29 protein-coding genes and 1 tRNA gene are annotated in these 26,406 nt (G+C 70.9%); 6 read left to right on the forward strand and 24 right to left on the reverse strand.

The features are described 5' to 3' along the window. Positions 1-213: carboxyl transferase domain-containing protein (locus IE142_RS37165; protein WP_306432643.1), on the reverse strand; the 213-nt coding region annotated here is incomplete at its 3' end. Positions 214-671: 458 nt separating this feature from the next. On the opposite strand from IE142_RS37165, the gene IE142_RS33600 reads away from it, so the two are divergent. Both IE142_RS33600 and IE142_RS33605 read left to right on the forward strand, forming a co-directional pair. Beyond that, the gene (locus tag IE142_RS33600; protein ID WP_191889238.1) at positions 672-1,130 is read left to right on the forward strand and encodes a molybdopterin-dependent oxidoreductase family protein; all 459 of its coding nucleotides are present in this window, start codon (positions 672-674) and stop codon (positions 1,128-1,130) included. Then, positions 1,127-1,663 carry an RNA polymerase sigma factor gene (locus tag IE142_RS33605; RefSeq protein WP_043385107.1) on the forward strand — a complete coding sequence of 179 codons (537 nt, stop codon included), beginning with the start codon at positions 1,127-1,129 and terminating at the stop codon, positions 1,661-1,663. The genes IE142_RS33600 and IE142_RS33605 overlap by 4 nt, the downstream gene beginning before the upstream one ends. A 227-nt stretch (positions 1,664-1,890) precedes the next feature. On the opposite strand, the gene fabI is transcribed toward IE142_RS33605, so the two are convergent. From fabI to IE142_RS33675, 14 genes are all read right to left on the reverse strand, one after another. Beyond that, positions 1,891-2,661, reverse strand: coding sequence for an enoyl-ACP reductase FabI (gene fabI / locus IE142_RS33610; protein ID WP_191889239.1), 771 nt, complete (start codon positions 2,659-2,661; stop codon positions 1,891-1,893). Position 2,662: 1 nt separating this feature from the next. Then, positions 2,663-3,379 carry a 3-oxoacyl-[acyl-carrier-protein] reductase gene (gene fabG / locus IE142_RS33615; RefSeq protein WP_191889240.1) on the reverse strand — a complete coding sequence of 239 codons (717 nt, stop codon included), beginning with the start codon at positions 3,377-3,379 and terminating at the stop codon, positions 2,663-2,665. Then, the gene (gene fdxA / locus IE142_RS33620) at positions 3,379-3,705 is read right to left on the reverse strand and encodes a ferredoxin (protein WP_191889241.1); all 327 of its coding nucleotides are present in this window, start codon (positions 3,703-3,705) and stop codon (positions 3,379-3,381) included. Before fdxA ends, fabG begins: the two co-directional genes overlap by 1 nt. Before the next feature lie 31 nt (positions 3,706-3,736). After that, the gene (locus IE142_RS33625; RefSeq protein ID WP_191889242.1) at positions 3,737-4,972 is read right to left on the reverse strand and encodes a beta-ketoacyl-[acyl-carrier-protein] synthase family protein; all 1,236 of its coding nucleotides are present in this window, start codon (positions 4,970-4,972) and stop codon (positions 3,737-3,739) included. After that, positions 4,972-5,211: an acyl carrier protein gene (locus tag IE142_RS33630; RefSeq protein ID WP_043385092.1), complete on the reverse strand. Its 240-nt coding sequence runs from the start codon at positions 5,209-5,211 to the stop codon at positions 4,972-4,974. The genes IE142_RS33625 and IE142_RS33630 overlap by 1 nt, the downstream gene beginning before the upstream one ends. A gap of 78 nt (positions 5,212-5,289) precedes the next feature. Next, positions 5,290-6,303: a beta-ketoacyl-ACP synthase III gene (locus tag IE142_RS33635; protein ID WP_191889243.1), complete on the reverse strand. Its 1,014-nt coding sequence runs from the start codon at positions 6,301-6,303 to the stop codon at positions 5,290-5,292. Beyond that, the gene (locus tag IE142_RS33640) at positions 6,303-6,467 is read right to left on the reverse strand and encodes a hypothetical protein (RefSeq protein WP_191889244.1); all 165 of its coding nucleotides are present in this window, start codon (positions 6,465-6,467) and stop codon (positions 6,303-6,305) included. The genes IE142_RS33635 and IE142_RS33640 overlap by 1 nt, the downstream gene beginning before the upstream one ends. Beyond that, complete coding sequence (locus IE142_RS33645; RefSeq protein ID WP_191889245.1) at positions 6,464-7,423, reverse strand: VlmB-like protein; 960 nt, start codon at positions 7,421-7,423, stop codon at positions 6,464-6,466. Before IE142_RS33645 ends, IE142_RS33640 begins: the two co-directional genes overlap by 4 nt. Continuing rightward, on the reverse strand, positions 7,420-7,968 hold the full coding sequence (locus tag IE142_RS33650; protein ID WP_191889246.1) for a flavin reductase family protein: 549 nt from the start codon (positions 7,966-7,968) through the stop codon (positions 7,420-7,422). Before IE142_RS33650 ends, IE142_RS33645 begins: the two co-directional genes overlap by 4 nt. Continuing rightward, on the reverse strand, positions 7,965-8,447 hold the full coding sequence (locus tag IE142_RS33655) for a hypothetical protein (RefSeq protein WP_191889247.1): 483 nt from the start codon (positions 8,445-8,447) through the stop codon (positions 7,965-7,967). Before IE142_RS33655 ends, IE142_RS33650 begins: the two co-directional genes overlap by 4 nt. A gap of 1 nt (position 8,448) precedes the next feature. Then, complete coding sequence (locus tag IE142_RS33660; protein ID WP_191889248.1) at positions 8,449-8,964, reverse strand: type II toxin-antitoxin system RatA family toxin; 516 nt, start codon at positions 8,962-8,964, stop codon at positions 8,449-8,451. Then, a complete protein-coding gene (locus tag IE142_RS33665; RefSeq protein ID WP_191889249.1) occupies positions 8,957-10,261 on the reverse strand; it encodes an aspartate aminotransferase family protein in 1,305 nt (434 codons plus the stop codon). Before IE142_RS33665 ends, IE142_RS33660 begins: the two co-directional genes overlap by 8 nt. Before the next feature lie 13 nt (positions 10,262-10,274). After that, positions 10,275-11,417 (reverse strand): acyl-CoA dehydrogenase family protein, encoded by a 1,143-nt coding sequence (locus tag IE142_RS33670; RefSeq protein ID WP_191889250.1) that lies wholly within the window; start codon positions 11,415-11,417, stop codon positions 10,275-10,277. Between the two features lie 24 nt (positions 11,418-11,441). Beyond that, complete coding sequence (locus IE142_RS33675; RefSeq protein WP_191889251.1) at positions 11,442-13,073, reverse strand: aldehyde dehydrogenase family protein; 1,632 nt, start codon at positions 13,071-13,073, stop codon at positions 11,442-11,444. Positions 13,074-13,291: 218 nt separating this feature from the next. Between IE142_RS33675 and IE142_RS33680 the strand changes: the two genes are divergently transcribed. Beyond that, positions 13,292-14,302: a bifunctional lysylphosphatidylglycerol flippase/synthetase MprF gene (locus IE142_RS33680; RefSeq protein WP_229831146.1), complete on the forward strand. Its 1,011-nt coding sequence runs from the start codon at positions 13,292-13,294 to the stop codon at positions 14,300-14,302. A gap of 206 nt (positions 14,303-14,508) precedes the next feature. Here the strand turns inward: IE142_RS33680 and IE142_RS33685 are convergent, their stop codons facing one another. Then, the gene (locus tag IE142_RS33685) at positions 14,509-15,282 is read right to left on the reverse strand and encodes an AfsR/SARP family transcriptional regulator (protein WP_043385072.1); all 774 of its coding nucleotides are present in this window, start codon (positions 15,280-15,282) and stop codon (positions 14,509-14,511) included. Positions 15,283-15,887: 605 nt separating this feature from the next. On the opposite strand from IE142_RS33685, the gene IE142_RS33690 reads away from it, so the two are divergent. Together IE142_RS33690 and IE142_RS33695 are read left to right on the forward strand one after the other, a co-directional pair. Continuing rightward, the gene (locus tag IE142_RS33690; RefSeq protein WP_191889252.1) at positions 15,888-16,529 is read left to right on the forward strand and encodes a TetR/AcrR family transcriptional regulator; all 642 of its coding nucleotides are present in this window, start codon (positions 15,888-15,890) and stop codon (positions 16,527-16,529) included. Positions 16,530-16,557: 28 nt separating this feature from the next. Then, positions 16,558-17,721, forward strand: a complete 1,164-nt coding sequence (locus IE142_RS33695; protein ID WP_191889253.1) for a thiolase family protein — start codon at positions 16,558-16,560, stop codon at positions 17,719-17,721. Between the two features lie 26 nt (positions 17,722-17,747). Here IE142_RS33695 and IE142_RS33700 read toward each other — a convergent pair whose 3' ends face one another. From IE142_RS33700 to IE142_RS33720, 5 genes are all read right to left on the reverse strand, one after another. After that, positions 17,748-18,449 (reverse strand): SGNH/GDSL hydrolase family protein, encoded by a 702-nt coding sequence (locus IE142_RS33700; protein ID WP_191889254.1) that lies wholly within the window; start codon positions 18,447-18,449, stop codon positions 17,748-17,750. A 294-nt stretch (positions 18,450-18,743) separates the two neighbouring features. Beyond that, positions 18,744-19,445, reverse strand: coding sequence for an SGNH/GDSL hydrolase family protein (locus IE142_RS33705; RefSeq protein ID WP_191889255.1), 702 nt, complete (start codon positions 19,443-19,445; stop codon positions 18,744-18,746). Positions 19,446-19,503: 58 nt separating this feature from the next. Beyond that, on the reverse strand, positions 19,504-20,967 hold the full coding sequence (locus tag IE142_RS33710; RefSeq protein WP_191889256.1) for a DHA2 family efflux MFS transporter permease subunit: 1,464 nt from the start codon (positions 20,965-20,967) through the stop codon (positions 19,504-19,506). A gap of 153 nt (positions 20,968-21,120) precedes the next feature. Then, on the reverse strand, positions 21,121-22,125 hold the full coding sequence (locus IE142_RS33715; protein WP_229831148.1) for a diacylglycerol/lipid kinase family protein: 1,005 nt from the start codon (positions 22,123-22,125) through the stop codon (positions 21,121-21,123). Continuing rightward, on the reverse strand, positions 22,115-23,020 hold the full coding sequence (locus tag IE142_RS33720; protein ID WP_191889257.1) for a class I SAM-dependent methyltransferase: 906 nt from the start codon (positions 23,018-23,020) through the stop codon (positions 22,115-22,117). Before IE142_RS33720 ends, IE142_RS33715 begins: the two co-directional genes overlap by 11 nt. 156 nt (positions 23,021-23,176) lie before the next feature. Between IE142_RS33720 and IE142_RS33725 the strand changes: the two genes are divergently transcribed. Next, positions 23,177-24,673, forward strand: a complete 1,497-nt coding sequence (locus tag IE142_RS33725) for an MmgE/PrpD family protein (RefSeq protein WP_191889258.1) — start codon at positions 23,177-23,179, stop codon at positions 24,671-24,673. A gap of 91 nt (positions 24,674-24,764) precedes the next feature. On the opposite strand, the gene IE142_RS33730 is transcribed toward IE142_RS33725, so the two are convergent. The 3 genes from IE142_RS33730 to IE142_RS33740 form a co-directional block, all read right to left on the reverse strand. After that, entirely contained in the window at positions 24,765-25,898 is a 1,134-nt protein-coding gene (locus tag IE142_RS33730; RefSeq protein ID WP_191889259.1) for a ferritin-like domain-containing protein, read from the reverse strand. Between the two features lie 101 nt (positions 25,899-25,999). Then, positions 26,000-26,089 (reverse strand) — tRNA-Ser (locus IE142_RS33735). A gap of 233 nt (positions 26,090-26,322) precedes the next feature. Continuing rightward, a partial coding sequence (locus IE142_RS33740) for an adenosylhomocysteinase (RefSeq protein ID WP_191889262.1) occupies positions 26,323-26,406 on the reverse strand: 84 nt, incomplete at its 5' end.

Genomic DNA, 26,406 nt, shown 5'->3' on the forward strand with positions numbered 1-26,406 from the left:
CTTCTTGGTCTCCAGGCCGAACCCGGTCGCCCGGTGCCGCCGCAACTGCTCGACCTCCCGGAACGACCCCGGGTCCAGAAGCAGCTCGATACGCTCACGCACCGTCAGCTTGCCCTTGGCACGCTGCGCCCGCGTCGCCCGCTCGCTCGGGCCTCGAACCGCCGCCGCACGTAGGGAATGCAGTTCCGCTACCCGTCCATGCGTGTCGCTCACCCTCGTCCTCTCCGTGTGCCGTGACAGGGGCCGAAACCCGTTCGGGCGCCACTGTGCCGCGCTTGTCTGGCATCGTGCTGAGATCCTCGTCTCAGCCGCTTGTGACCTGCACGAACACCATGCTGAGACAGCCATCTCAGCGACCTGCAAGCGGCCTGCCAGGGCGCTCTGAAAGCGTGGATCTTGTCTCGCGAAGGACAGCCGAAGAACCCACCGGCTCGTCGACGACGCCACCTGCGGACAGCGGGGCCGGGAAGGGCGGAGGGTCTGACGGAGGAAGTACGGACAGCATCCGACGCGTTCATCCGAGCGAAGGGAACGACCCCGCCCATGGCGGACCAGACGCAGGCACCGACACCGGACTCGAACGCGGCCTGGCTGCCGCCGGGCACGCTGCCGTCCACGCGTGCCTCGGCACCACCACCGCCGCCGCCCTCGGCCCCCTCACCAGCTGGCTGGTGGACGTGCTCGACGCCCTGAGCGGTGACCTGGACCGGCCCGGCGGGGCGGTGTCCGCCGAGTCGGGGAACCACGTGGTGCGGCCCACGGGCCCGGCCCGGACCGGCCGCCGGCACAGCCGGACGCGCAGGTCGCCGGAAGCACTCGGAAAGTTCCCGGCCGCCATCCCGGCCGACGAGACCGGCACGCCCGGCGACGGTCAGGTGCGTGTGCTCGTCGCGACCGGCCGCAGCGCCGGCGCACCGCGAGCCGGGACCGCGCGATGTCGCGTGCCGAGCCTGCCGCACGGCTGGGGCCGCGGCAGGGACGGCACGCGGGTGCCGGTCGCGGTGAGGGCACCGGAGGCGAACGCGGACGCGGTCACCGACGCGCCGGTGGACGGTCCCCTCTCCGGCGACGCCGTCTTCGACGCCGCGCCGGCGGAAGGGTCGCCGGGGCGAGGTGATCAGTTCCAGTGACCGGTCCAGGTACGAGTTCCGGCACGGGTACCGAGCAGGCGCCCGCGGCAGGCCGCTGGGAGCTGCTCCTGCCACACCAGGACCGGCTTCGTCGGCTTGCCTGGCTGCGCCTGTCGTCGCATCAGGACGTGGAGGACTGCGTCCAGGAGGCGCTGCTGCGCGCCGCGCTCCACCGCGACCTGGACGAGGACCGGGTCGGCCCGTTCCTCACCTCGGTCCTCCTGCGCCTGTGCGTCGACGTCCACCGCTACCGCGAGCGCAGCCGCCGTCATCTGCACCAGCACCGTTTCCACGTCGAGCCGGTGCAGAGTCCCGAGGAGACGGTCTGCGCGGCGGCCGAGGGCGCCTGGATGCTCCAGCAGGTCAGGCGCCTCGCCGGCCGGGAACGCGACATCGTCCTGGCCCGTATCGAGGGCACCAGCACCCGGGAAGCCGCGGGCCGTCTCGGTATCTCCGTCAAGGCCGCCGAGGGCGCCTTCACCCGGGCCCGCGCTCGTCTGCGCCGCTGGCACAGCGCGGGCCTGGAGGGCTGAGCGGCTTCGGGGTACGGCACCAGGAACCGCTGCGCGCAGAGGCGGCGCCCGCGACCCGTCGGGCCGTGGACGCCGCCGCGCCCGGCGGAACCGCCGCCGGCCGCCCCTCCTGCCGTGTCAGTGGCCTTGCCGGCCTCGGGCCGGGCTGGGGAGCGGCCGTGATCACCCTGCAGAACGCTCGGTCGCGGAACCCCGGCCGAACGGGACACGCACGTGGACGGCGGGCCTCACGCTCCGATCGCGTGAAGCCCTCCGTCCACGTGGACGATCTCGCCGGTGGTCTTCGGGAACCAGTCCGACAGCAGGGCCACCACGCCCCGCCCCGCCGGCTCCGGGTCCGTCAGTTCCCACGACAGCGGCGCACGCTCGTCCCAGACCTTCGCCAGCTCCGGGAATCCCGGAATCGACTTCGCCGCGATCGACCCGACCGGCCCGGCCGCCACCAGATTGCAGCGAATGCCGTACTCCCCCAGTTGGCGCGCCAGATACCGCGACGTGGCCTCCAGGGCCGCCTTGGCCGGCCCCATCCAGTCGTACTGCGGCCAGGCGAAGCGTGCGTCGAAGGTCAGCCCCACCACCGCACCGCCCCGCTCACCGAGCAAGGGCAGACACGCCGTCGTCAGCGACTTCAGCGAGAACGCCGACACGTGCATCGCCGTCGCCACCGACGAGAACGGCGTGCTCAGGAAGTTCCCGCCCAACGCGTCCTGCGGAGCGAACCCGATCGAGTGCACCACCCCGTCGAGACCTCCCAGCTCCGCCTTCACCGTGTCGCTCAGCCCGGCCAACTGCTGCTCGTCGGACACGTCCAGCGGCACCACCTTCACCGGACGGGGCAGCGCCTGTGCCACCCGCTCGGTCAGGGAGGGCCGGGGATAGGCGGTGAGGAGGATCTCCGCACCCTGCTCCTGCGCCAGCCTGGCCGTGTGAAAAGCGATGGACGACTCCGTGAGCACACCCGTGACCAGTACACGCTTTCCGGCGAGGATTCCGCTCATCTCAGTGACCCATGCCCATTCCGCCGTCGACCGGGACGACAGCTCCCGTGATGTAGGACGCCTCCTCGGACGCGAGGAAGCGCACCGCAGCCGCGATCTCCTCCGCGGTTCCGTAGCGGCCCAGCGGCACGCGGGCCAGGATGTCGGCACGCTGCTGCGCCGTCAGGTCCCGCGTCATGCCGGTGTCGACGAAGCCGGGGGCCACCACGTTGAAGGTGATGTTCCTCGACCCGAGCTCGCGGGCGAGTGAACGCGCGAGGCCGATCAGGCCCGCCTTGGAGGCGGCGTAGTTGGCCTGGCCCGGCGAGCCGGACATCCCGACCACCGAGGAGACCAGTACCACGCGGCCTTTCCTCGCCTGCAGCATGCCGGCGGCGGCTGCCCGTACCACGCGGAAGGCCCCGGTGAGGTTGGTGTCGACGACACCGGCGAAGTCCTCTTCCGACATGCGCAGCAGCAACTGGTCGCGGGTGACCCCGGCGTTGGCGACCAGCACCTCCACCGGGCCGTGCCGTTGCCGGGCCTCCTCGCAGGCCCGCTCGACCTGCCCGGCGTCGGTGATGTCACACCGCACGGGAACCAGGCCGGCCTGCTCGATGAAGGCGGTGTCCCCCGAGCGGTAGGTGACGGCGACCTTGTCACCGCCCTCGGCGAAGGCACGGGCGACGGCGAGTCCGATGCCGCGGTTTCCTCCGGTGACCAGAACCGAGCGGCTCATCAGTGCGCACTCCCCTGCGGCTCCAGCCCCGCCACGAACGGGGAGTCGTAGTCGTGGGGCCCCGAGGACGCGGCGCCGCCCTGGCCGTCGGCGGCCTCGAAGAAGTGGACGGCGGACTGGCGGTAGTCCTGCCAGTGCGCGGGCAGGTCGGCCTCGAAGAAGATGGCCTCCACCGGACAGACCGGTTCGCAGGCCCCGCAGTCGACGCATTCGTCGGGATGGATGTACAGGGCGCGCCGGCCTTCGTAGATGCAGTCGACGGGACATTCGTCGATACAGGACCTGTCCTTGACGTCGACGCAGGGCTGGGCGATCACGTAGGTCATGGGAGTTCACGGTCCATGGGGTCGGGGGCGATCAGGCCCGGGTGAAGACCAGGACGGCGTTCTGGCCGCCGAAGCCGAAGGAGTTGCTCACGGCGGCCTCGACGGTGGCCGCCCGTGCCTCCTTGGCGACGACGTCCAGTTCGATCCGCGGGTCCTGGCTGTCCAGGTTGGCGGTGGGCGGGACGAGCTGCCGGTCGAGGGTGAGCGCGGTGACGGCGGCCTCGATGGCACCCGCGGCACCCAGCGAGTGGCCCACCACGCCCTTGACGGAGGTGACGGCGGGCCGCTCCCCCAGGACCCGGCGGATCAGCTGTGACTCGGCGGCGTCGTTGAGCGGGGTGGAGGTGCCGTGCGCGTTGACGTGGTCCACGGTGTCGGGGGCCAGTGCCGCGTCCTCGAGCGCCGCGCGCAGCGCGAGTTCGGCGCCCGCTCCGCTGGGCTCCGGAGCGGTGGCGTGGTGGGCGTCGGCGGAGGCCCCGTATCCGGAGATGTGCGCGTAGACGCGGGCGCCGCGCGCACGGGCGTCGGCGGCGCGTTCCAGGACGAGGACGGCGGCTCCCTCGGCCGGGACGAAGCCGTCGCGGTCCGCGTCGAAGGGCCGGGACGCGGCGCTCGGGTCGTCCTGGCGGCCGGTGAGCGCCCCCATCTGGCTGAAGCCGGCCACGATCGAGGGGATCAGGCACGCCTCCGTGCCTCCGGTGATCACCACGTCGCACACGCCTTGGCGGAGCAGTTCGCGGGCCGTGCCGATCGCGGTGGTGCCCGAGGCGCAGGCGGTGGCGGTGACGAGGTTGGGGCCGCGGGCGCCGTGCTCCATGGCCACGTATCCCGCGGACATGTTGACGGCGAGCATCGGGATCAGCAGCGGGGAGACACTGGTCGGGCCGTCGTCGAGCAGTACGTGGTGCTGCTTCTCCCAGCTGGCGGCGCCGCCGATGCCGCTGCCGAGGACGACGGCGACCCGGGTGCCGTCCCAGGTGGACGGATCGAGCCCGCTGTCGCCGACCGCCTCGGCGGCGGCCGTGATCGCGAACTGGCTGCTGCGGTCGAAGCGCCAGGCCCTGCGCCGCCCGATGGCCTGGATCGGGTCGTAGCCGGGGATCCAGCAGCCGATGGCGGACGGGGTGCCGTCGAGGGCCGGGACCGGTGAGGCCGCGGTGCCCTCGGCGGTGACGATCGTCTCCCACGCCGTGTCGGTGCCGATCCCGGCCGCGGTCACCATGCCGATCCCGGTGATCGCGGCGTCGAACGGGGCGGCGCCTGGCATCAGGCCACCACCGGCTTGCTCTCGATGACCTTGACGGCCTGTTCCATGGTGTCGTTGGCGTCCAGGTCGTCGTCGGTGAGCTTGATCTTGAACTCCTGCTGGACCGCCAGGGTCAGTTCCACCAGGGCCAGCGAGTCCAGTTCCAGTTTGCTGAAGGTGTCCTCACGCGCGACCTCGTCGGTGTCGAACCCGAAGTTCTTGACCAGCAGCTGGACCAGACGCTCGTAGGTGTCGCTCATGGCTGTTTCTCCTCGGATGTGAACTGGTTGACTTGCGGTCGGTGGATGGTGCGGGAGCCGGCGGCCGTCCCGTCGGCGTCAGGCGGGGGCGACCTGCGGCCAGGTCATGGTGACCGCGCCCCATGTCAGGCCGCCGCCGAAGGCGGCCAGCGCCGTCTTGTGACCGGGGCGCAGGGCTCCTGCCGTGACGGCGTCGGCGAGGGCCAGCGGGATGGAGGCGGCAGAGGTGTTGCCGACTCGGTCGAGATGGACCGGGAAGCGCTCCCTGGGCAGACCCAGCTGGTCGGCGACCGCCTGGATGATGCGCACGTTGGCCTGATGGGCGACGAGGACGTCGACGCCCTCGGGCCGCCATCCGGCGCGGGCGGCGGCCTCGGTGACGGCCTCCGCCATACGTTCGACCGCGTTGCGGAAGACCTGGCGTCCCGTCATCCGGAAGAAGGGATCGGCCCGGTCGGCGTTCTCCGCGCGGAACGGGTCGCGCGAGCCGCCGGACGGCACCTGGATCAGCTCGCTGCCGGTGCCGTCGCTGCCGAGCACCATCGGACCGAGCGCTCCCGGCTCGTCCGGTTCGCCGGCGCGCAGGACCACCGCCCCCGCGCCGTCACCGAAGATCGCGCGGGTCGAGCGGTCGGCGGGGTCGAGGATGCTGGAGTACGTCTCGGCTCCGACGACCAGCACGCTGTCGGCGGTGCCGGTGGCGATGAGCCCGGCCCCGGCCGCCAGCCCGTAGAGGAATCCGGTGCACACCGCTGCCACGTCGAACGCGGGAACGGTCCCGAGCCCCAGGCGGGAGGCCACCAGCGGAGCGGTCGCCGGACAGGGGTGGTCGGGGGTGGTCGTGGCCAGCACGACCGCGTCCGCTCCGTCCTGGCCCGCTCCCGACGAGGCGGACTTCAAGGCCCGCTGGCCCGCCTCGACCGCCAGGTCGGAGGTGGCCTGGCCGGGGTCCGCGAGGTGGCGCTGCCCGATCCCCGTGCGACTGCGGATCCACTCGTCGGACGTGTCCAGTTCCCGTGCCAGGTGATCGTTGCCGACGACGCGGGACGGGAGGTGGGTACCGAGGCCGCAGACGACCGCCGCGCGAGCCATCAGGCCCTCCCCGCCTCGGGCCGGGCGACGCTGTTCAGGGTCTTCGCCCCGTCGCTCACCGCGCCGTCGCGACGCGGCGTGTCCGAAAAGGGACGGTGTTCGCAGGCGGCGGTGCCCAAGCGGCCGGGACCGCCGCAGGCGCCGGTCCCGCTGCTCGATGTCATATCGCCTCCTCGAGCCCCATGTACGCCAGCCGGGTGTGCTGCATCCGCTCGGCCCACTTCTGGCCCGTCTCCATGCGCTCCTCGGCGGTGGTGTCGGCCAGCCGGCGGCCGGGCCACGCCTCGTAGTCGCCGAGCAGCCGGCCGTGCTCCTCGATGCCCTGCTGGAAGAGGGTCTCGCGGCGCAGCAGCTGCTCCTCGGTGGGCAGCTTGCCCCACAGCTCGTAGCCCTCCGCCATCAGCTCCAGGAGACGCGGCTTCTCCTCGGGGTGCTTGAGGAGGTGCTCGCGCAGGACGGAGCTGCCGACGGTCAGGTGGCGGATCTCGTCGATGCCGGCACCGCGCTCGATGTCGGCGGCGGCCGGGTCGAAGACGCGCCACTTGCGCTCGCTGAGCTCGGCGGCGGGCGCGAGGACTCCCTCGACCAGGACGGTCAGGACCAGGACGCCACCGATGAAGTCCCTGTCGTCGCGCAGCACCCGCAGCCCGAAGTTCTCCAGCGGTACGAGGATGTTGGCGGCGTCGTGCGCGGCGAGCCGGTCGACCGCGGCGGACAGCTCGCTCTCCGCGATGCCGAGCTGGAGCAGATGGTCACGGAAGACCATGGCATGCCGGGCCTCGTCGATCAGCTGGGTGGCGTAGAACTCCATGGTGTCGTTGTCGGGGGCGAGGGCGACCATGTGCCCGATGGCTCGGGTGGCCTTCTCCTCGGCGAGTGAGCGGAAGGCGAGTTCCTGGGTGAGTGCGCTGTTGAGCGGACCCGGCGCGGCCACGACGTCCAGTGGCCGTACGTCGTCGGCGTGCCCCCGGATCCGGCCGCGCAGCGTTCCCTGGGGAACGGACCTCAACCAGTACGCGAGGTTGCACGCCGCCGCCGACAGCTCCAGGTTCAGTGCGCCGTCCATCAGTGAGGGGGCCTGGTCCCAGTCCGCCTCGGCGGGGATGTTCGCGGTGGTCATGGTTGCTTCTTCCTTTCGGTGGGCACCGTGGGTGACGGGCTGCCGGGTCCGGGATGCAGCGCTCCGGCGAAGTTGACCAAGGGAGGCCTGGCCGTGTGACCGCCCGCGAGGACGCGGGCCATGACCAGCTCGTGGTCGCCTGCGGCGACGGTTCGTTCCAGTCGGCACTCCAGCCAGCACACGGCCCCGCGCAGCCGGGGGCCGCCGTGCCCGGTGGGCTCGGCCCAGGCCTCCGCCGGCAGCTGGGCGAGCCCTTTGGGGCGGCGGTGGCGGGCGAAGTGCCGGGCCAGCCACTCGTGGTCTGCTGCCAGGCCGTTGGCGACGAAGACCCCGGCGCCCAGCAGCGACTCGAGGCCACGGCTGCCCCGGCGCAGGACGGCACAGGCCATGGGCGGATCGCCCGGGATCGTGGTCAGGGCGGATACCGTGACGCCTTCGGCTTCGGCGGCCGTGCCGCAGGTCAGCACGGTCACCCCGGTGACAAGGTGCCGCATCGTCGCGTTCAGCTCGGCGGCGGACGTCCGAAGGGCGGTGGCGCCGCTCATACGACCGTGCGCAGTGACGCGGCGTCGCTGGGCGAGGTGGCGGCGGCGTATTCGCTGCGGAACCTCCGGTATGCACGGTGGGTCTCGGGCTCGAAGCGCAGCCCGAAGGGCTTGAGGAAGTTGCCGAACAGGGCTCGGTCGCCGAAGAGGTGGATGGGCAGGGCGAGCAGCGCCCATTCCGGTCCCCACAGCCAGATCCAGGCGAGTACCACCAGCCCCTGGGTGACCAGGCTGTGCATCACGTTGTACGCGACGTAGAAGCCCTTGTGGATGTCGCCGTGCCCCGCGCGGCGGAAGGCGATGGCGCCGGGGATGTAGCCGATGAGGTCGATGTAGAGGAACAGGCCGACGGCCGCCCACCAGTTGATCTCGTCGAGATGGGTGAAGAAGAGGACCGCGGACACCACGAGCCCGAGCCCGTACTCGGCCCGTACCAGCCATGCCGTGGCGGGCGTCATGAACAGGTTCTTGGTGTCCACTTCACACCGCCTGCGCGCCGGCCGGCTGGATGTCGGCGGGCGCCAGCGCCACCGCATGGGCGAGGGCCTCGTCTCCGACGACCCGCCCGGCACCGCCGAACAGGCCGATGACGACGCGGGCGATGGTCTCCTTGATGACGCGTTCGGCGACCGGTTCCAGGATCCCGGCGAGGCTCGGGATGCCGAAGTCGAACTCGGCTTGGAAGTCGACCAGGCATCCGGCGGCGGACGAGGAGATGCGCCACTGCCCTTGGAAGGCCTCGAAGTCACCGTCGAGCTGGGTGAAGGTGATCGCCAGATCCACCGGGTCGAACCGGTCGGACTCGGTCCAGCGCAGGATGCCGTTGCGGAAGTACACCTCCCAGTCGCTGGTCTCCTCGTCGGCCCCTCCCTGATGGACGGTCACGGCGCGCACCACCGGGACCAGCTCGGGGTAGCGGGCGAACTGCTTGACCTGCTCGTACCCCGCGACCGGAGAGATGCCGGGCAGTTCGACGGCCACGTGCACACTACGCATGGTCGGAATCACCTTCGAGAGTCGGTATGTAGCGGGCGGCCTGCGCGCGGCAGGAGCGGTCGAGCGCCTCGTAGAGGTATCGGGTGTCCGAGGCGGTGAGTACGGCGGGCGGTGTCAGCCGGAGCACCAGATGCGAGTTGAGGGAGTGGTTGGCGACCACGCCGTGCTGGATCAGCTCGATGAGCAGGTCGCCGGCCGGGCCGGGGATCGCGAACTCGATGCCGATCAGCAGTCCCTTGCCGCGCACCTCGCGCACGACGGGGCCGTAGTGGCGCGTGGCGATCTCCCGGACGGTGGTGAGCATCTCGGCGCCCAGTTCGCGGGCGCGGCCGACCAGGCCGTCCTGCTCGACGGCGGCGAGCGCGCCGCGTACGGCGGCCATGGCCAGCGGGGTGCCGGAGAACGTGGAGGTGTGCAGATAGGGGTCCTTGTCGAAGGCCCGGAACGCCTGGGGGGTGGCGATGACCGCGGACACCGGCAGGACGCCGCCGCCGAGCGCCTTGCCGGCGAGCAGTGCGTCGGGGGTGATCGCCTCCTCGTCGGCGCCCCACCAGCTGCCGAGCCGCCCCAGGCCCGTCTGGATCTCGTCGAGGACGAAGAACGCGTCGTAGGCGCGGCACAGCTCCTGGACGGCGCGCAGGTAGCCGGGCGGAGGCAGCACCACGCCGGCCTCGCCCTGGACGGGCTCGACGACGAAGCAGGCCCGGCCCGGCATGGTCCGGAGCAGCTCCTCCAGCGCCTCCGCGTCGCCGTAGGGGACATGGTGGGTGCCGGGCAGCAGCGGCCGGAAGGGGGCCTGGAAGAGATCCTTCCCGGTGAGGCTGAGCGCACCCATCGTCTTGCCGTGGTACCCCCCGTCGGTGGCGATCAGCTGGTCTTTGCCGAGGGTGCGGGCGATCTTGATGGCGGTCTCCACGGCCTCGGCGCCCGAACCGGCGAAGTGCACGCGCTCCAGGCCCTTGGGAGCCCTGGCGACGAGTGCCTCGGCGGCGAACGCCGCCTGCGGTTCCAGGAAGACCCGGCTGGCGACCGGATGCCGGTGCAGCTGCTCCATGACGTGGCGTACCACGACGGGATGGCGGGCTCCGGTGATCAGCACGCCGTAGCTGCCGCAGTTGAGGAAGCGGCGGCCGTCGTGGGTGGTGATCCAGGCGCCCTCGGACTCGGTCTCGATGTGGCCGCCGAACAGCTCTCCGAGGGTGGCCCGGCCCTTGCTGAGATGGGCACGGTACAACTGGCCGATGCGGTCCCAGTCGTGGGCCGGGACGTCCAGGGCTGTGGTCGTGGTGGTGGTCATGGGGTGGGACTCCTCAGGCCAGCCGCAGCGGCTTGCCGCCGACGTGCTCGATGAAGGGCTCGGCGAACGCGGAGCGGGACGGCGGGTGGAAGGACAGGCCGTTCGAGGCTGCCGCCAGGTAGGCGACGTCGCCGCTGCCGATGAAGGCCATGCCGCCGAGGAGTTCGACGGCTTGCCGCACGGCGTCGCCGATGGCGTCCTGGGCGCCGTAGCGGGCGACCAGCGACTTGGCGAGCGCGGTGTTGCCGGTTTCCCCGTCGGTGATCATCCGGGCGACGCCCTCGAGGAGCAGCGCGGCCGATTCCAGCCGGGTGACCAGTCCGGCCCGCTCGGACACCGTGCCGCGGCCACCGGACACGACCCGTTCGGTCAGCGCGCCGGCGACGCCCAGGTAGGAGGCGGAGATCAGCATCTCGAACCAGATGAACCCGACCGTCTGGAGCTCGTCCAGCTCTCCGCTGTCACCCAGTTCGGTACGCATCACCTGCTGTTCGTCGACGAGGACGTCGTCGAGGCGGACCTCGTCGCTCTCTGCGCCGGCCAGCGCCCAGCTGGACCAGAACGGGTGGACGCTCAGGCCCTCCGTCTGCCGGGGTACGAGCAGCACCGCCATCTCACTGGTGCCGTCGGCCGCGGGCAGCGCCACGCTGGCGGTGAGCAGGTCCATGGAGGCCGACAGGCTGCACGGCTTCTTCGAGCCGTTGATGCGGTAGCCCTTGCCGCTGTCGTCCAGGCGGGCCTCCATGGTGGGGCTGAGAATGCCCCGTCCGGGGCGCCCTTCGGCGAACCCGGAGGCGACCAGCAGGTTCTGCTCCACGATTCCTTCGAGCAGGGCCCATTCGACGCCGCCGGACTGGAGGCTGTCGGCGAGCGAGAAGAGCGTGGCGACGGAGAAGTGGTGCATCGTCGTGGACACGGCGAGCGAAGGGGAGACGGCGGCCAGTGCCCGCGTGGTCTCGATCGCCTCCACGGGGCCGGCTCCCAGGCCCGAGTAGGTCTTGGGGATCACCAGAGCGGGTCCGCCGTGGGAGCGGAACAACTCGATGGCAGGGCTGCCGGGCTTTTCCAGCTCGTCGAGCGGGTACTTGCCGAGGGCGTCGAGCAGTCCGGGCAGGTAGCGTTCACAGGTTTCGCGGGCGGCGTCCAAAGCACGCATGGAAACTCCTCGGCAGGGGCCTGATTACGGGGTCTTCGTCTCGCGCAGCGTCCGCCAGGCTCCGAAGACCGCGTCACGAGGACGGGAACCGGTGGAGATGCTCACGCCCTGGACGTGGGTGGTGCGCAGAATCGGGTAGTTGGCCTCTCCGAAGACGCCTCCGGTCAGGCCGGTTCCGCCGTGGGTGGGCAGGCAGGGCAGGAAACCGATGTGCGAGTCGTTCACCTTGACGAGTCCGCCGTTGCCGACGCGGGCGAGGAACCGGTCGACGATTTCGGGGTCCTTGGCCCACAGGGAGTTGCGCAGCCCGTAGGCGTTGGAGTTCACGAAGTCGATGAACCGCTCCAGCAGTTCGGCATCGGGCGCGGGTTCGGCGACGACGACGGGCAGCAGCGGGAAGAACGTCTCGTGGGCGACGGCGTCGATCTCGCGGGCGTCCGCCAGACCGCGGACGACGATCACGGTCGGCTCCAGGAAGATGCCGTTGGGGTCGCGGCTCTCGTCCAGCTGCATGGCGTGCCCGCCGCACGCCAGCTCGGCGCCCTTGGCGCGGGCATCGTCGAGGCACTTGAAGAACTTCTCGTTGCGCAGCACCGGCGTGAGCAGTACGTCGGGCTCGCCCGGGTAGCCGGGGCGGATGTGGCCCACCTTGCGCACCAAGGCGGCCACCAGGTCATCGGCGACTTCGGGGTGGACGACGACCTGGTTGGGGATCATGCACAGCTGGCCGGAGCCGTAGAAGCTCTCGGTGAGCGCCTCGGCGGCCAGGTCGATGTCGGCGTCCTTCCAGACGGTGACCACGTCGTTGCCGGCGAGCTCGAGGATGGGCTTCTTGCCCTCGGCCACGCAGCGTGCCTCGAACTTGGTGCCGTTCTCGCTGGAGCCGAAGTACATGATGTCGTCCACGTCGGGGCTGGCGAGCCACGCGGAGAGCATCGGGCCGGGGTCGCCGCACACCACGTTCAGCGTGCCGGGCGGGGCGCCGACCTCGTCGAGGGACGGGGCGACGATCTCCTGCATCACGTACATGACGCCGAGCGGACCGCTGCGGGGGGCGCGCACGATCAGCGCGTTGCCGCCCATGACGCTGGTGACGCCGAGCAGCGCGCTGGAGAGCGGCGCGTTCTGCGGCGGATTCAGGCACACCACCCCGTCGGGCTGCCGGCGCACCTGGAGGCGCCGTTCCCCTCGGTGGAACTCCTGCAGCATCTGGGAGCGGTAGAAGGAGGTGGACTCGGGGCCGAAGCACTCCAGCATCCCGGAGACCTGCCACTCGGCGAGCATCCGCGGATGGCCTTCCTGCACGAGGATCTCCGCGATCTCCTCGGCCCGCTCGGCGAGTTTGTCGTGAAGTAGCGCGCCGAGGCGCTGGATGCGGACGTCGAGGGGGAAGGCGCCCCAGACCGGCGCGGCCTCGGTGGCGGCGTCGATGGCGCGCTGGACCGTTGCCCGGTCCGCCTTGGCGACCCGCCCGACGACCACGTCGGGCCGCTCCTCGGCGGTGACCCGTCCCTGTTCCAGCTTCCGTTTGAGCGTCAGGCTGGCGAAGACGTCGTCGAGCAGCGCGCCGGAATCGAGCACGTACACCCACTCGGCACTTTCCAGTCGCTCACCCCGAACATAGGAGTGATAGGTGCGCAGAGCCGCTGAATTCATGGGCGGACCCGATCGGCTCTGCGGCGCCGGGCGAGACAGCTGCGTACTGCCCACAGACACTCCTCAATGTTCGGAAAACCACCGCCAACTCGCGAGATGCTTTCAGAGCACCCTGAGAGGCCGCTTAGATCTCGCTGATACGACGGTTTCAGCACATCGCCGCCGATTCCTGCTACGGTCCGGGCCACCCCCAGGAAAAAGGACGAAGGAGTACGCTGGTGAGCAGTTCGGTGAAGCCTTCCCAAGCTGATCAGGGGAAACTCGAATCAATACTTGAAGCGGTCCGGGAGTTCGGCGACAATCCCAGCGCCTTTCTTTCCGTCAACGAGGGAAACGAGTACTTCGAAGGCAGCGGAGAAGGTGTTGTCGCTTATCGCCGAGCTGGCCGCCATTTCATTCAGTTCGGCGGTGCTTTCGCCCCGGAGGGACGGCAGCGGGAACTCGTCCGCGAGTTCCGGGCCTACGCCCGCTCGCGGCGGCGCCGGATCGTCGGGATCCAGCTCCAGCGGGCGGACGCGGAGCTGTACGCGGCCGAGGGCTTCACGGTGAACCAGGTGGGCTCCTCGTACTCCGTGCACCTGCCGGAGCACACTCTGCGTGGCTCGCGGTTCATGAAGCTGCGGAACAAGATCTCCCGGGCCAGGCGCAGCGGACTCGTGGTACGCGAACTGCCGTACACGGAGGTGCGCGAGCGCATCGAGGAGGTCGACCGGGTGTGGCTGCGCTCCAAGGGCAGGCACGTCAAGGAGATCGAGTTCCTGGTGGGGCAGGTGGGAGGCCCGGTCCAGCACCACCGCAGGCTCTTCGTCGGTCTCATGGACGAGCTGCCGGTCGCCTACATCTCGTACTCACCCGCCCATGGCAGCCGCCCGGGCTGGCTGCACGATCTGAGCCGCCGGCATCCGGACGTGGTTCCCGGGGTGATGGAAGCCGTCAACGCCGCCGCGATCGAGACGTTCACGAAGGAGGGCGCCGAGTGGCTGCACTTCGGTTTCACGCCGTTCACTGGTCTGGACCCGTCGTGCGAGTTGCCCGGCAACAGCGCGCTGACGGGAAAGCTCATGCGGCTGCTCGCGGAGAAGGGCGGCGCCGTGTACCCGGCGGCGACCCAGCTCGCGTACAAGGAGAAATGGGGGCCTCACGTGATACTGCCCGAATATCTGGCGTTCGAGGGGAGAGCGAGCTTGGGGGCGGTCTGGCAGATCCTGCGGGTCACCAAGTCGGTCTGACCTTCCCCGACCGCCCGTGCAGCGACGTCCCACGGGACGTCATCGCCGCACGAGCACGGGTACGGGCTGCGGCGGACGCGCCGCTGCTCCGGCGGTCCGGCGGCCCCCGGGCAGAGGCCGATGTGCCCGTCGCGGGCGCCGTCCGCCGCCGGCCGCACGGGCCGTGGCGGACGCACAGGTGACGGGCCGGGCGTCCGCCGCAGCGGTCAGCTCGCCTCGTGCAGCAGGCTCTCCTCCTGGCGCAGGATCTCCGCCAACGTGTTCCTCAGCCCGGGGCCCGGCTCGAGGCCGAGTTCCGTGGACAGCCGGTGGCGGACGCGATGGAAGGTACTGATCGCCTCGGCCTGCCGGCCCGAGCGGTACAGCGCGAGCATCAGCTGTTCGCACAGCCGCTCCCGCAGCGGATGCCGCGACATGAGCTGCTCCAGCTCCGGGATGGTCTCGTGATGAGCGCCCAGCGCCAGTCTGGCGTCGATCATGAGCTCCCTGGCCATCAGCCGGGTCTCTTCCAGGTGGGCGGCGGCCGTGCGGCAGATCATTCCATGGCCGGTGTCGAGCAGCGCGGGACCGCGCCAAGCGCCCAGCGCCCGGGTGAGGAGAGCAATGGCCTCCATGGGTTCGGTGGCGCTCTTGCGTCCCGCCAGTTTCACGTCGGCGACGAACCGCGAAGCGTCCACGTCGCGAGGCGAGAGAGCGAGCATGTAGCCGGACCCGGAGGTTTTGATCACGTGGCGCATCTCCTCCTCGCCGCTCTGCGTCACCAGGGCTCGCCGCAGCCGGGCGATATGCCCCTGGAGTGAGTTCACCGCACTGCGCGGCGGCCGCTCCCCCCAGAGTTCGTCGAGCAGATCGGATGTCGAGACGGTGACTCCGGGTGACAGAGCAAGTGTCGCGACGATGGCTCTGAGCTTTTCACCAGGAATATCAATGAGGACTCCCTGACTACTGACCCGCAATGGCCCCAGGATCTCAATCTGCATTTCTATCCCCCGTTTTTGAAGTGGAGGCGACCACGCGACATGCACCGATACCGGCCTGGAGTGCGAGGCACCTCACCGCGTTCCGATCCGGCCGACTGCCCGACGGACAGCATGATTCGGACGACCCTCACGCGTCACGACTTCCAACGACTGTCCGATTATATCTGTTGGATCTTCCGTCTCTGTCGAACTTTCTGCCGAAAGTAGAACATACACAGGTGCCGGTTTCAGCTACAAGCCTGTTGACTTGTCAGGGGCGGTTGCGGGGCTCTTTTGATGAGATCCAGCCAAGATCCGAAGGTGGACGCCGGCCACCAGCGCGCCCTGCCACCGGAACCTTCGGTTCGAGCCGTCCCGCGCTGGTCAGCGCTCCCGGGATTGCACATGCCTACCGTTGGTATGTAACCTTGTGCCATCCGGTGGGTGCGATACGGGCGGAGGGCGACAGAACTGCGCTGCGCCGGGCCGCTTCCGGTCACCTCACCAGGGAGCCGGACGCTCCGTACTATGGGTCGGGGCAGCTGGCGCCGCGGTCACCAGCGCGCGGCGGCGACAGTCATCCGCGAAAGCCAGGGAGCCTGTCGGCCGTAAGGAGGCGCACGGACATGACGCAGCAGACGGTGACGGCGCAGCGGCGGACCGGGCGGCGTTCCCAGCAGGAGCGGTCCTCCGCGACCACGCACCAGCTCCTGACAGCCGCGCGGAAGCTGTTCGCCTCGGACGGCTACACGGCCGCTTCCCTGGACGCCATCTGCTCGGACGCCAAGGTCACCAAGGGCGCGTTCTACCACCACTTCAGGAACAAGGAAGAGCTCTTCCGCGCGGTGTACGAACGCGAACAGCAGAACCTGTCGAGCGCCATCGCTGAAAGGTACTCGCACTACAGCGACCCCAGGGAGGCGCTGTTCCAGGGCATCCGCGAGTTCCTGGTCAGCTCGATGGAACCCAGTACCCAGCGCATCACCCTCATCGACGCCCCCGGGGCGCTCGGGTGGGAGGCGATGCACGAGATCCGCACCGGCTGCCGGCGCATGCTGTTCTACGGCGTCTCCCAGGCCGTGGGAAAGGACCGCTTCCCCCGGCACGAGATCGAGTCCCTCACTTCCATGATCTACGGAGCGCAGTGCGAGGCCGCCATGGCCATCGCGCACGCCGACGACCCGGACGCGCTGCTCGAGGCGGCCCTGAGCCAGTTCCGCTACCTGTTCGACGCCATCGCCCGCATGCCTCCCACCGCCCAGCCGTAGCACCGCAGACCGACCCCCGGAGGGCCGCATGTCAGAGTCCGTTCTCGTCGCGGGTGCGCGTACGCCCCTCAGCCGCCCTCTGGCGGCGCTGGGACCGCCCTCGCCCGCGGAGCTGGGCGCGGTGGCGATCAGAGAGGCTCTGGGTCGGACGGGGATCGACGGCGCCGGCGTGGGCCGCGTCGTGGTCGGTCACGGTCCCACGGCGGGCGCCGGGCGGGGGCTGAGCCGGCGGGCGGCGCTCAGGGCGGGTGTCGCGCCGGGGGCCGCGCCCCCGCCTGCCGACGACGTGGGGTGCGCGCTGGGCCTGGGGGCCATCGCCCTGGCGGACGAACTGGTCCGGACCGGGAAGCACCATGTGGTCGTCGCGGCCGGTCTGGAGTGCATGCCCTCACCGCCGCGCGGAGCCGCAGCGCCCGGTGGTACGGAGCCGTACAACGAGATGTTCCCGCGAGACCTGGTGGAGTTCTCCGACAAGGACGCCTACGCCGCCGCCCTGGCGAGCCACCCTGGCTTCGGGTACGGGGCCGGCGGACGCGGGCTCGCCGGTGCGGGGAGCGCCGCCGTGACGGCCGGACAGGACGCCGGCCACGTGCCCGAGCACGCCCTGCTCGCCGCCGAGGCCCACGCCCTGCGCAGCGTGAGCGGTCCGCGTACGCCGATCGCGTCCTTCGCCCGTTCGCGCCACCCGGCGCTCCACGCCCCCACGGGGACGGGGACCGGACCGGTGCCCAACGGAGCGGCCGCCCTGATTGTCATGCGCAAATCACTAGCGATGTCGCTCGGCATCGGCTGGCTGGCCGAAATCTCCGCGTACGCGACGGCACCTCCGGCGGACGGGGAGTCGGGAGCACCGTTGGTCCCCTCCCCCGTCCGCGCGCTGGAAAAGGCCCTCGCCACGGCCCGGGTGGCCGCCGTGGACCTGGAGCACACGGAGGTCGATCCCACGCTGCCCGCGTGGGCCAGGGCATCGCTGCACCGTCTGGGAGCCGGCCCGCGCCCCGACGGCTCCCCCGCACGCGGGGACACGCCCGGACTCCCCCTCGGCGCATCGGGCCCCCGCGTCGCGCTTCATCTGGCGCAGGCCCTCAACCGGCGCGCAGGCGGCCTGGGCGGCGTCGTCATGTGCGCCCCGGAAGGCCACAGCGAGGCCCTGCTCATCCGCGCCGCATCCGGTGGCCGCCGCGTCCCCTGAGCGGTGCGCCTGTGGCGGCAGGCGGTTCAGCGGGGCGAGGGCCGCCCGTTCACCCCGAGGTGGACGCCCAGGCGCCGGATGGCCGCCGCCGCGGCGATGGCGTGGCCGCGCGCGTCGACGCGCCGGCCGTCGCTGCCGTAGATGTCCGGATCCGCGTCCGCGGGATGTGCGCTCAGACCCACGTGGATCGCCCCGTGACGCAGGGCCAGTTCGTAGGTGCGCTCCGTCAGCAGGCGCAGCCGCCTGCGCAGCACGTCCCGGTGTTCGGGCGATTGCCGTGCGGGTCTGCGGCTGCCGAACGGCGCGAGCACGACGACCTCGACACCGGCCTCCCTCAGCGGCCCGATGATCCTGGCCAGTTCCGTCTCTGTGGCGTCCGCGTCGAAGTGGTCGCTCAGCACGTCGTTGCCGCCTGCCGCGACGGCGGCCAGGTCGGCCTGAAACGTGAGTGCCTTGGCCAGCTGACGGGCCCTGACCTCGGTGGCGGTCGACTGCGGCTGCGCCAGGTTGAGATAGGCGAGCTCGGGCCGGACCGAGCGCAGGGCGGCGGCCACCCGGTCCGGCCAGGGGGAAGCGCCGTAGCCCTCGTGGGGGTCGCCGGGGCCCCGTGCGAAGTCGTCGCCCAGGACGACGAACCGCCGCCAGGGCGCCTGGGCCAGCAGCTCCGTTGCCATGTCGGGGGCGATGCAGTGGGGGTCGAACCGCTCATCGGTGAAGATGGCGTTCACGAGGTCCTCCTGGTGTGTCGCGGTTCCCGTTCCGGTGTCGTCTCCTGACCGCCCGTCGCACGTCCGGCGGCCAGCGGCGGGTACGAGGCAACCCCCGCGGACCGGCCGCGAGTCGGCGTCCGCAGGGGCAGGCGGGGTTGTGGGGGCACATGAGCGCACGAGGCCGCACGCATGCCGAAGCCCGGGCTCCCGCGGGGGTGAGGAGCCCGGTTGATCCGGCGGGGCGCGGTCCGACGGGGGATGAAACAACCGCGCGTCCGCCGGATCCGATCGAGTGCGGGAACTGCTGCCGGGTCAGCCTCGCTTGGCGGCGAGGTACTCGCCGAGCTTGCGGACGACCTCGGTCGCCACGACCGCGTGACCGCGGGCGTTGAGGTGCAGGCCGTCCGAGGCGAAGATCGGCTCCTTGCCGGCCGGGTGGGTGGGCAGGTCCACGTGCAGGCCGCCCATCCGCTCCGACACTCCCCGGGTGAGGTCGGAGAACTCCCGGATCCGCTGCTGCATGACCGCCTTGTACTTGTCGGGGACGTACGGGGTCCAGGTGTTGTCGAACAGGCCCATCGTCACGACGGTGCAGCCGAGTGCGCGCAGCTCCGAGACGATGCGGGTCTGCTCTGCCTCCACCGCGGCGGCGTCGAAATGCTTCCCCAGCAGGTCGTTGCCGCCGGCCACGACGACCGCGACGTCGGGGCCGAAGGCGAGGGCGGGCTCCAGCTGGGTCGCCCTGATCTGCGCCGCGGTGAGGTCCCGCTCGCCGAAGTTGCGGTACTCCAGATCCGGGTTGGCCCCGCGCAGCGCGGCGGCGACACGGTCCGCCAAGCTCAGGTCCGCGTAACCCTCGACCGGCTCCCGGGCGCCCTCGACGATGCTGTCGCCGATGGCCGCGTACCGGGCCCAGGTGGCACCCTGGAGCTGGGCGGCGATCTCGGCCGTGCCGAGGATGTGCGGGTCCTTCAGCTCCTGGGTGAGCTCCGCGGGCGAGTCGGTGCTCGTCATGACTGCCATCTCCTTCGGGGGATGGGGCGTGAGGTGGGTCCGGGCGGCGGCCGTCCGCTCAGTTGGCGGAGTCGGCGGCGGATGCCTTCCGGTCGGATGCGGAGGCCTGCTCGGCGACGGGGGCCGGGGCCGCCGCGGCGGGCGCGGGCGGCAGCTTGATCGTCAGGCCGAGACCCAGCAGACCGACTACGACCGAGGCGCAGGCCGCGATCAGGTAGATCTGCTCGAAGTCGGCGATCTCGGTGACCTGACCGGAGACCACCGTGGCCAGGACCGCGATACCGAGGGCGCCACCGATCTGGCGGGCGGTCTGGTTCAGGCCCGTCGCCCCCGCGAACTGCAGTGGCGAGACCGAGAGCGCGGCGGCGGTGGAGGTGCCCGTGGTGATGGCGCCCATGCCCACACCGGCGAGGATGCCGAGCGGGAGCCAGTAGGCCAGGAACATCGAGTGGTCGGGCAGGGTGAAGGCGAGCAGGAAGCCGGTGCCCGCGAGGATGGCCGCGCCGCCGGCGGTGGCGAGACGGGGACCGTAGGTGGGCGGCAGCTTGCCCACGCGCAGGGCCACGATCGTCGCGGCGAACGCGCCGGGCGTCATGGCGAGACCGGCCTCCAGCTCGGAGTAGCCCCACACCTGGGTCACGTACAGGACGCCGACCAGGAGCCAGGCGAAGAGCGCGACGCCGTAGAAGAACGCCGCGGCGTTGGCCAGCGCGAAGGTGCGCGAACGCCACAGGGAGATCTCCAGGGCGGGGGCCGGGTGCCGGGCGGAGCGCAGCAGGCTCAGGGCGATCAGCACCGGGCCGCCGATCAGGCAGACGAGGGTGGACGGCTCGGACCAGCCCCACTCGCTGCCCTGGCTGATGCTCAGGCAGAGCATGCCGACGCCGGCGCCCAGCAGGACGGTGCCCAGGACGTCGGGGAGCTTGCGGGCGCCGACGCCGGTCGTGCGCGGGATGCCGGTGGCGCCGTACAGGAAGTACAGGCCGAACGGGATGTTGATGAGGAACAGCGAGCGCCAGCCGGCGAGGTCCACGAGGGCGCCGCCGACCGCCGGGCCCACCGCCGCCGCGAGCGCGGCTGCGGCGCTCCACTGTCCGATGGCCGCGCGCCGGCGCTCGGGCGGGGAGTCCATGAGCACGATGGCGAGTGAGGCCGGGATCATCGCGGCGGCGCCGAGCCCCTGCACCGCGCGGGCGGCCAGCAGGATCTCCAGGTTGGGTGCCACGGCGACCAGCACGGACGCGGCCGTGAAGATGCTGACGCCGCCGATGAACAGCGTCCGCCGCCCGATCACGTCGGCGAGCCGGCCGGCGGGAGCGAGCAGAGCCGCGAAGATCACGGCGTAGATGGTGATGACCCATGACAGGTCCTTGAGCCCCGACCCCAGATCGTCGTGAAGGTCGGGAATGGCGAGGTTCACGACGGTGACATCGAGCACCGCAAGGAACGAAGCGCCGGACGCCAGCAGGAGTAACGATGTCCCCGCCCGCGGCTTCGCGGCCTCGGCACCAGTGGTGGTCACGGGACTTCCCCCTCAAGTTAGATACCGTTGGTAGGAATGTATTGGGCGCCGAGATCGACTGTCAACGAACCTCGGACTTCGTGACCCGCATCACATACCAACAGTAGGTATTAATAGCTCAGACGCAAGACGTCACGCAATGCCTCTGCCGTCTCACGGGCGGTGAGCTTCTCCGGACGCGCCGGACCGGGAACCCCGGGACCGGTCAACGGCCGGATTTCGGGCGGCCGGGGCGAGGACCGGCAGGACGCCGGGGAGGACGTCGATGGTGTAGCCCGACGCCTCGGAGGTGCGCAGTTCGCCGTCGTGCTCGAAGGAGAGCGGCCGGCCGTCGGTCCGCTCGATGACGATGCGCGTGCCCCGTGCGTAGACCACTCCCGGCCGTCCCAGGTGACTGCCGTCCTGGGTCAGTCCGGCCAGTTCCGCCACCCCCGTCTCCCCGCCCACCACACAGACGTCGAGCAGTCCGTCGTCGATGACCGAGTGCGGCAGCAGCTGGAACCGGCCCGCCCGGTAGCGTCCCCCGCCGACGTTGACGAGGGTGACCGCGCCCTCGTGCACGACCTCGCCGTCCACGCTCACCCGCCCCTCGTAGGGCGTGTACGCGCCCAGGAGCTCGGCGACGGCCCGCTGGTACCGGTCCCGCCCCTGCACGTCGAACATGCCGTGCGCCCGCTCCAGCACGTCCGCGACCATGCCCGACCCGGCACCGAGGAGCGCGAGCGCGTCGATCTCGCGTATGTGTGCCATGTCCACGTGGCGCAGCCGGGGCCGGGCGCCGGTCAGCGCCCGGTCCAGGACCTGTTGCCAGGGCGAGTCCGCCCAGATCTCCCGGTAGAAGGAGTTGCCGGTGCCGAAGGGCAGGTTGAGCATGGCCGGCCGCCGCGGCGGCTCGACCCCCGAGCGGGCCAGGCCCGACGCGGCCTCCCGAGTGGTGCCGTCGCCGCCGAGCACGATGAGGGCGTCAGTGACGGACTCGGCCGCTTTCGCGGCGCGCTCCTCCGCGTGACCGGGGTACTCGGTGTGTACGACATGGAGCTGGGGCACCAGGCGGGCGCAGTGATCGACGACCTCGTCGAGACGCCGCCGGTCGCGGGTTCCGGCCTGGGGGTTGGCGATCAGCAGGGCGCTGTTCGCCCAGCCTCGTTCAGTGGTCACTGCCACTCAGCTCCCGGCGGGCCGTGACCAGGCCCATGAAGTCGTCGTCGGAGCAGTACGGCTCGTCGCCGCCGTAACGGCGGACCAGGTCCGGCACGCGCAGCTGCTCCAGCGGTTCGAATCCCGCCGCACGGGCGGTGTCGGCGGCGGACTGCGGGGTCAGCCCGTTGACATACGGCTCGCCCTGCTCGGCGACCTGGCGGGCCATGGCCAGGGCTCCCTCGTAGTGGCTGGTGCCGTTCACCACGGACTCGTCCATGTAGTCGAACAGCAGCAGGCTGCCGGGAGCGACGGCGTCGGCCAGATCGGCGAAGCTGGCCCGGCAGGCCTGGGCGGGCAGGAAGAAGGTGACGCCCAGCCAGCCCACGACGCACGGGGCGGCGTGGTCGAATCCGTGGGCGGTCAGCGCGTCGCGGAGCGAGGCGTCCGCGGTGAAGTCGAGCGGCACGGAGGTGACCGCGTCGGTGCCCAGGCCCGCCGCGGCCAGCGTCTGGAGCTTCGCGGCCTGGGTGGCGGGGTGGTCCACCTCGAAGAAGCGGACGCCCTCCGCCCCGGTGAAGCGCAGTGCCGTGGTGTCGTACCCCGCACCGAGCAGCAGTACCTGGCGTATCCCGGCGTCCACGGCGAGTGCCACCAGATCCTCGAAGTACCGCTGGCGCAGCAGGATCTCCGCGATGAAGCCGCCGTGCGCTCGGTCGAGGCGCTGGAGCCGGTCCAGGGCCTCCTCGGAGGTGACCGGCGGTGGGACGGTGACGAAGAGGTGAGCGTATGTGTCGCCCAGCAAGCGCCGGTCCGGCACGACGACGGCGTCGGCGGCACGGGCGCGGGCCGTGAGGTGGGCCGTCTCACTGGAGTCACCGGATCGCAGCCGGGTCGGTGGTGTTGCGGCAGTCATGGCGGAGGCCTCCCGCTGGGAAATGTGAGGGCGAACAGTCCGTATACGCGCGGAGCGCTCCGCACCCTCGAAAAAGGTTCCGCCTTCTTTTGGAGGGGTGGGGCCGCTCGTCGCGTAACACCCGCACAGGCACCGAAACGTGTGGGAGGAAGACCAGTGACGACGCTCACCGAAGAGCTGGCGGAATGGGCGAGTGCGCTGCGCCTCGACGACGTACCGGATGACGTCGTGGCCACCGCGAAGCTCCAGATACTGTCCCAACTCGCCGCCGTGCGCGCCGGGATCGACCACCCGCTGGGGCAGCGGTTCATACGCGCCTTCGGGGCACCGTTCCAGGAGGATCCGGCCCGCTCCGCCTACGTGCTGGCCGGCCTCGGCTCGTGGCTCCACTACGACGACACCGCGTACGCCGGGCACCTGTCCAACTCGACGGTGACGGTACCCCTCGCCTACGCCCGGCATCAGCAGCTGACCGGGGAACAGTTGCTGACCTCGGTCGTCGTGGCGAACGAGGCGGCGGCGCGGATCACCGCGGCCACCACGCTCGGGCCGTTCCGCGGCCAGAGCGCGGCGTTCACCCATGTGACGGGCGCGATAGCCGGGCGGCTGCGCGGCGAGAACGCGTCGGCACAACGCTGGGTGGACACGCTGGGGCTGGGCTTCGGGCTGCCGCCGCGGACGGTGCCGGTCGGGTTCCTGGACGGGGACGCCAAGCTCTTCGGGGCCTCCACCCCGGTGCGGGTGGGACTGGACGCGTGCGACGCGTCGGCGGTGGGTCTCGCGGGCAGCCCGGTGATCATCGAGCATCCGGAGGGGTTCCTGTCGCGTTTCGCCACGGTTCCCCTCCCGGAAGCGGTGGTGGCGGGACTCGGCAGGCGCTGGCACACCCGGACGACGTCGTTCAAGGTGCACCCGGGCGGGCCGGGGATGGACTCGGCGATCGATGTGGGGCTGGAACTGCACCGGCTGCTGTCGTCGCCCGAACGGCCGCTGCGGGCAGCGGACATCGAGGAGATCAGTGTCGACACCTCGCTGTACACGGCGGTGGTGGAACGACGGGCGGCGGAGTACCTGCACGGTCCCGCCTCCCCGGTCAGCGCGCTGGTGTTCTCGCTGCGCTACACGCTGGCCACAGCGCTGCTGACCGGGCAGTTGAGCACCGACGACTTCAGCGAGAAAGGCCTGTCGGACGAGGAACGCTGGGCGCTCGCGGAGCGGGTCGACGTGCGTCTGGACCAGGAGATGACGCGGGAGCTGTTCCACTGCGAGGTGCCGTTCGGAGAAGCTCTGCGGCAGGCCGGGCCTCGGGGCAAGGAGTGGCTGCGGCAGTTCGGCGCGGGCTGGGAGGGCGACGGGTCCTGGCTCGTCGATCTGGTCGGTGAACTGCCGCCGCCGAGCACGGACTTCACGGACGCCCGCAAGGTGACCGGTGCCCGGGTGCGGGTCGTCCTGAAGGACGGGCGCGCGGTCACGCGTGAGCTGGACGTACCCGTGGGTGCGGTCGGGGCGCGGGACAGCCGGCCGATCGCGGAGCTGGTGCGCGACAAGTGGTTCTCCTCGGGCGGCGGGGAGGAGTTCGCCGACGGCGTCGACCGTCTGGAACGCGCCTCGGCGGACGAGGTCGCCGGTCTGATGGCGCTGCCCCTCGGCTGAGAGACGCCACGGCCCGGAGCAGCCCCTGTCGAGGGCTGCTCCGGGCCGTGGCGCGCGGCGGGTGGGCCGAGACCGTCGGCGCGTCGGCTCGCTAGCCTGCCGGGGTGCTCCCGTCGGGGCCGGAGGCGGCGAGCGCGCCCTGCGCTATCGCCTCGTGGACCTCGTCGCGGCGTGCCTCCATCTCGCGGCGCTCCGCGTCCAGGGCCTCCGCCTGGAGTTCATCGGACTCCATCAGCTTGACCAGGTCGGCGCCCGCCAGGTCGAGGACGCCCATGTCGTCGTAGGCCTTCTGGATGCGCGGGCTCCACAGACCGATGTCCTTGACGCACGGCACGATGCGGGTGAAGAGCAGGGAGCGGAAGGCCCGCATGCGCGGACCGTTGTTCATGTACTCCATGCACTCCTTCATGTCGAAGCCGAGGTTCTCCCAGACCTCCTGCATCCGCAGCCGGTCGCGCATGAGGTAGCAGCCCTCGATGATGAACTCCTCGCGCTCGGCGAGTTCCTGGCTGCTCAGGTTCTTGTAGTAGTCCCGCAGTGCCAGCCGCCCGAAGGCCACGTGCCGGGCCTCGTCCTGCATGATGTAGGAAAGAATCTGCTTCGGCAGCGGCTTGGTGGTCTTGTCGCGCAGGATCCCGAACGCGGCGAGCGCGAGCCCCTCGATGAGGACCTGCATGCCGAGGTAGGGCATGTCCCAGTGGGACCCGCTCAGCGTCTCGCCGAGCAGCGTCTTGAGATGGGGACTGATCGGGTAGGACATCTCGATCTTCTCCTGCACGAACCGGGAGAAGAGCTCGACGTGCCGGGCCTCGTCCATCACCTGGGTCGAAGCGTAGAACTTCGAGTCCAGGTCGGGGACGGACTCGACGATGCGCGCGGAGCAGATCATGGCGCCCTGCTCGCCGTGCAGGAACTGGCTGAACTCCCAGGCGGCCATGTGCTGCCGCAGTTCCCGCTTCTCCTGCGCGTTCAGCTTCGCGTACTGGTTCGATCCGTACAGTCCCAGCGTGTGTTCGGGGGTTCCCAGGGCGTCACAGGGGTCGACTTCGAGGGACCAGTCGATGCGCTTGGTGCTGTCCCACTGCTTGTCCTTGCCCTTTTGATAGAGACTCAGCAGACTCTCGCGCTCGGAGTCGTATTCCCATGTGAAGTGGGACTGACCCTGCATGGGGAAGCTCCAGGCGAGTTCGCTGTCGTCGCCGATACGGGCACTGGTGCTGGACATCAAAAGACATCTCCCGCGGTTGCGATGAACGCTGCACGGCTACATGGCCGGCGACATGAACACGTCGCCGGCCATGTCGCCGTCCTCGTCTGCAAGCGCAGCGGAGAGAGCAGGATTCGAACCTGCGGGGGGTACGAGACCCCTGCCGAAGCTCAGCTCCGGCCCCGTTGGGCCGCTACGGGAATCTCTCCTCGGTGCTGTGACTACCGTGCCAGGCGTCCCTGACATACCGCTGAGACAAGGATCTCAGCCGCCGACTTGTCAAACTTGGCCAGTGAGAGCCCGAGCAGGGCCCCGCCGTCCGGGCATGAGGTTCGGGCAAGGGGTTCGGGCCGCCGGAACGCGCGGGGGGGGTGACGTTCCGGCGGCCGGTTCGGCGCCGGCGCCCGGCCGGGCCGGGGCTCCGGGAGGGCGACAGCGGCGGTCAGTAGCGGTAGTGGTCCGGCTTGTACGGGCCCTCGACCTTGACGCCGATGTACTCGGCCTGCTCCGGACGGAGCGTGGTCAG

It is taken from the genome of Streptomyces mutabilis, assembly GCF_014649815.1.
Lineage (GTDB): Bacteria > Actinomycetota > Actinomycetes > Streptomycetales > Streptomycetaceae > Streptomyces > Streptomyces mutabilis.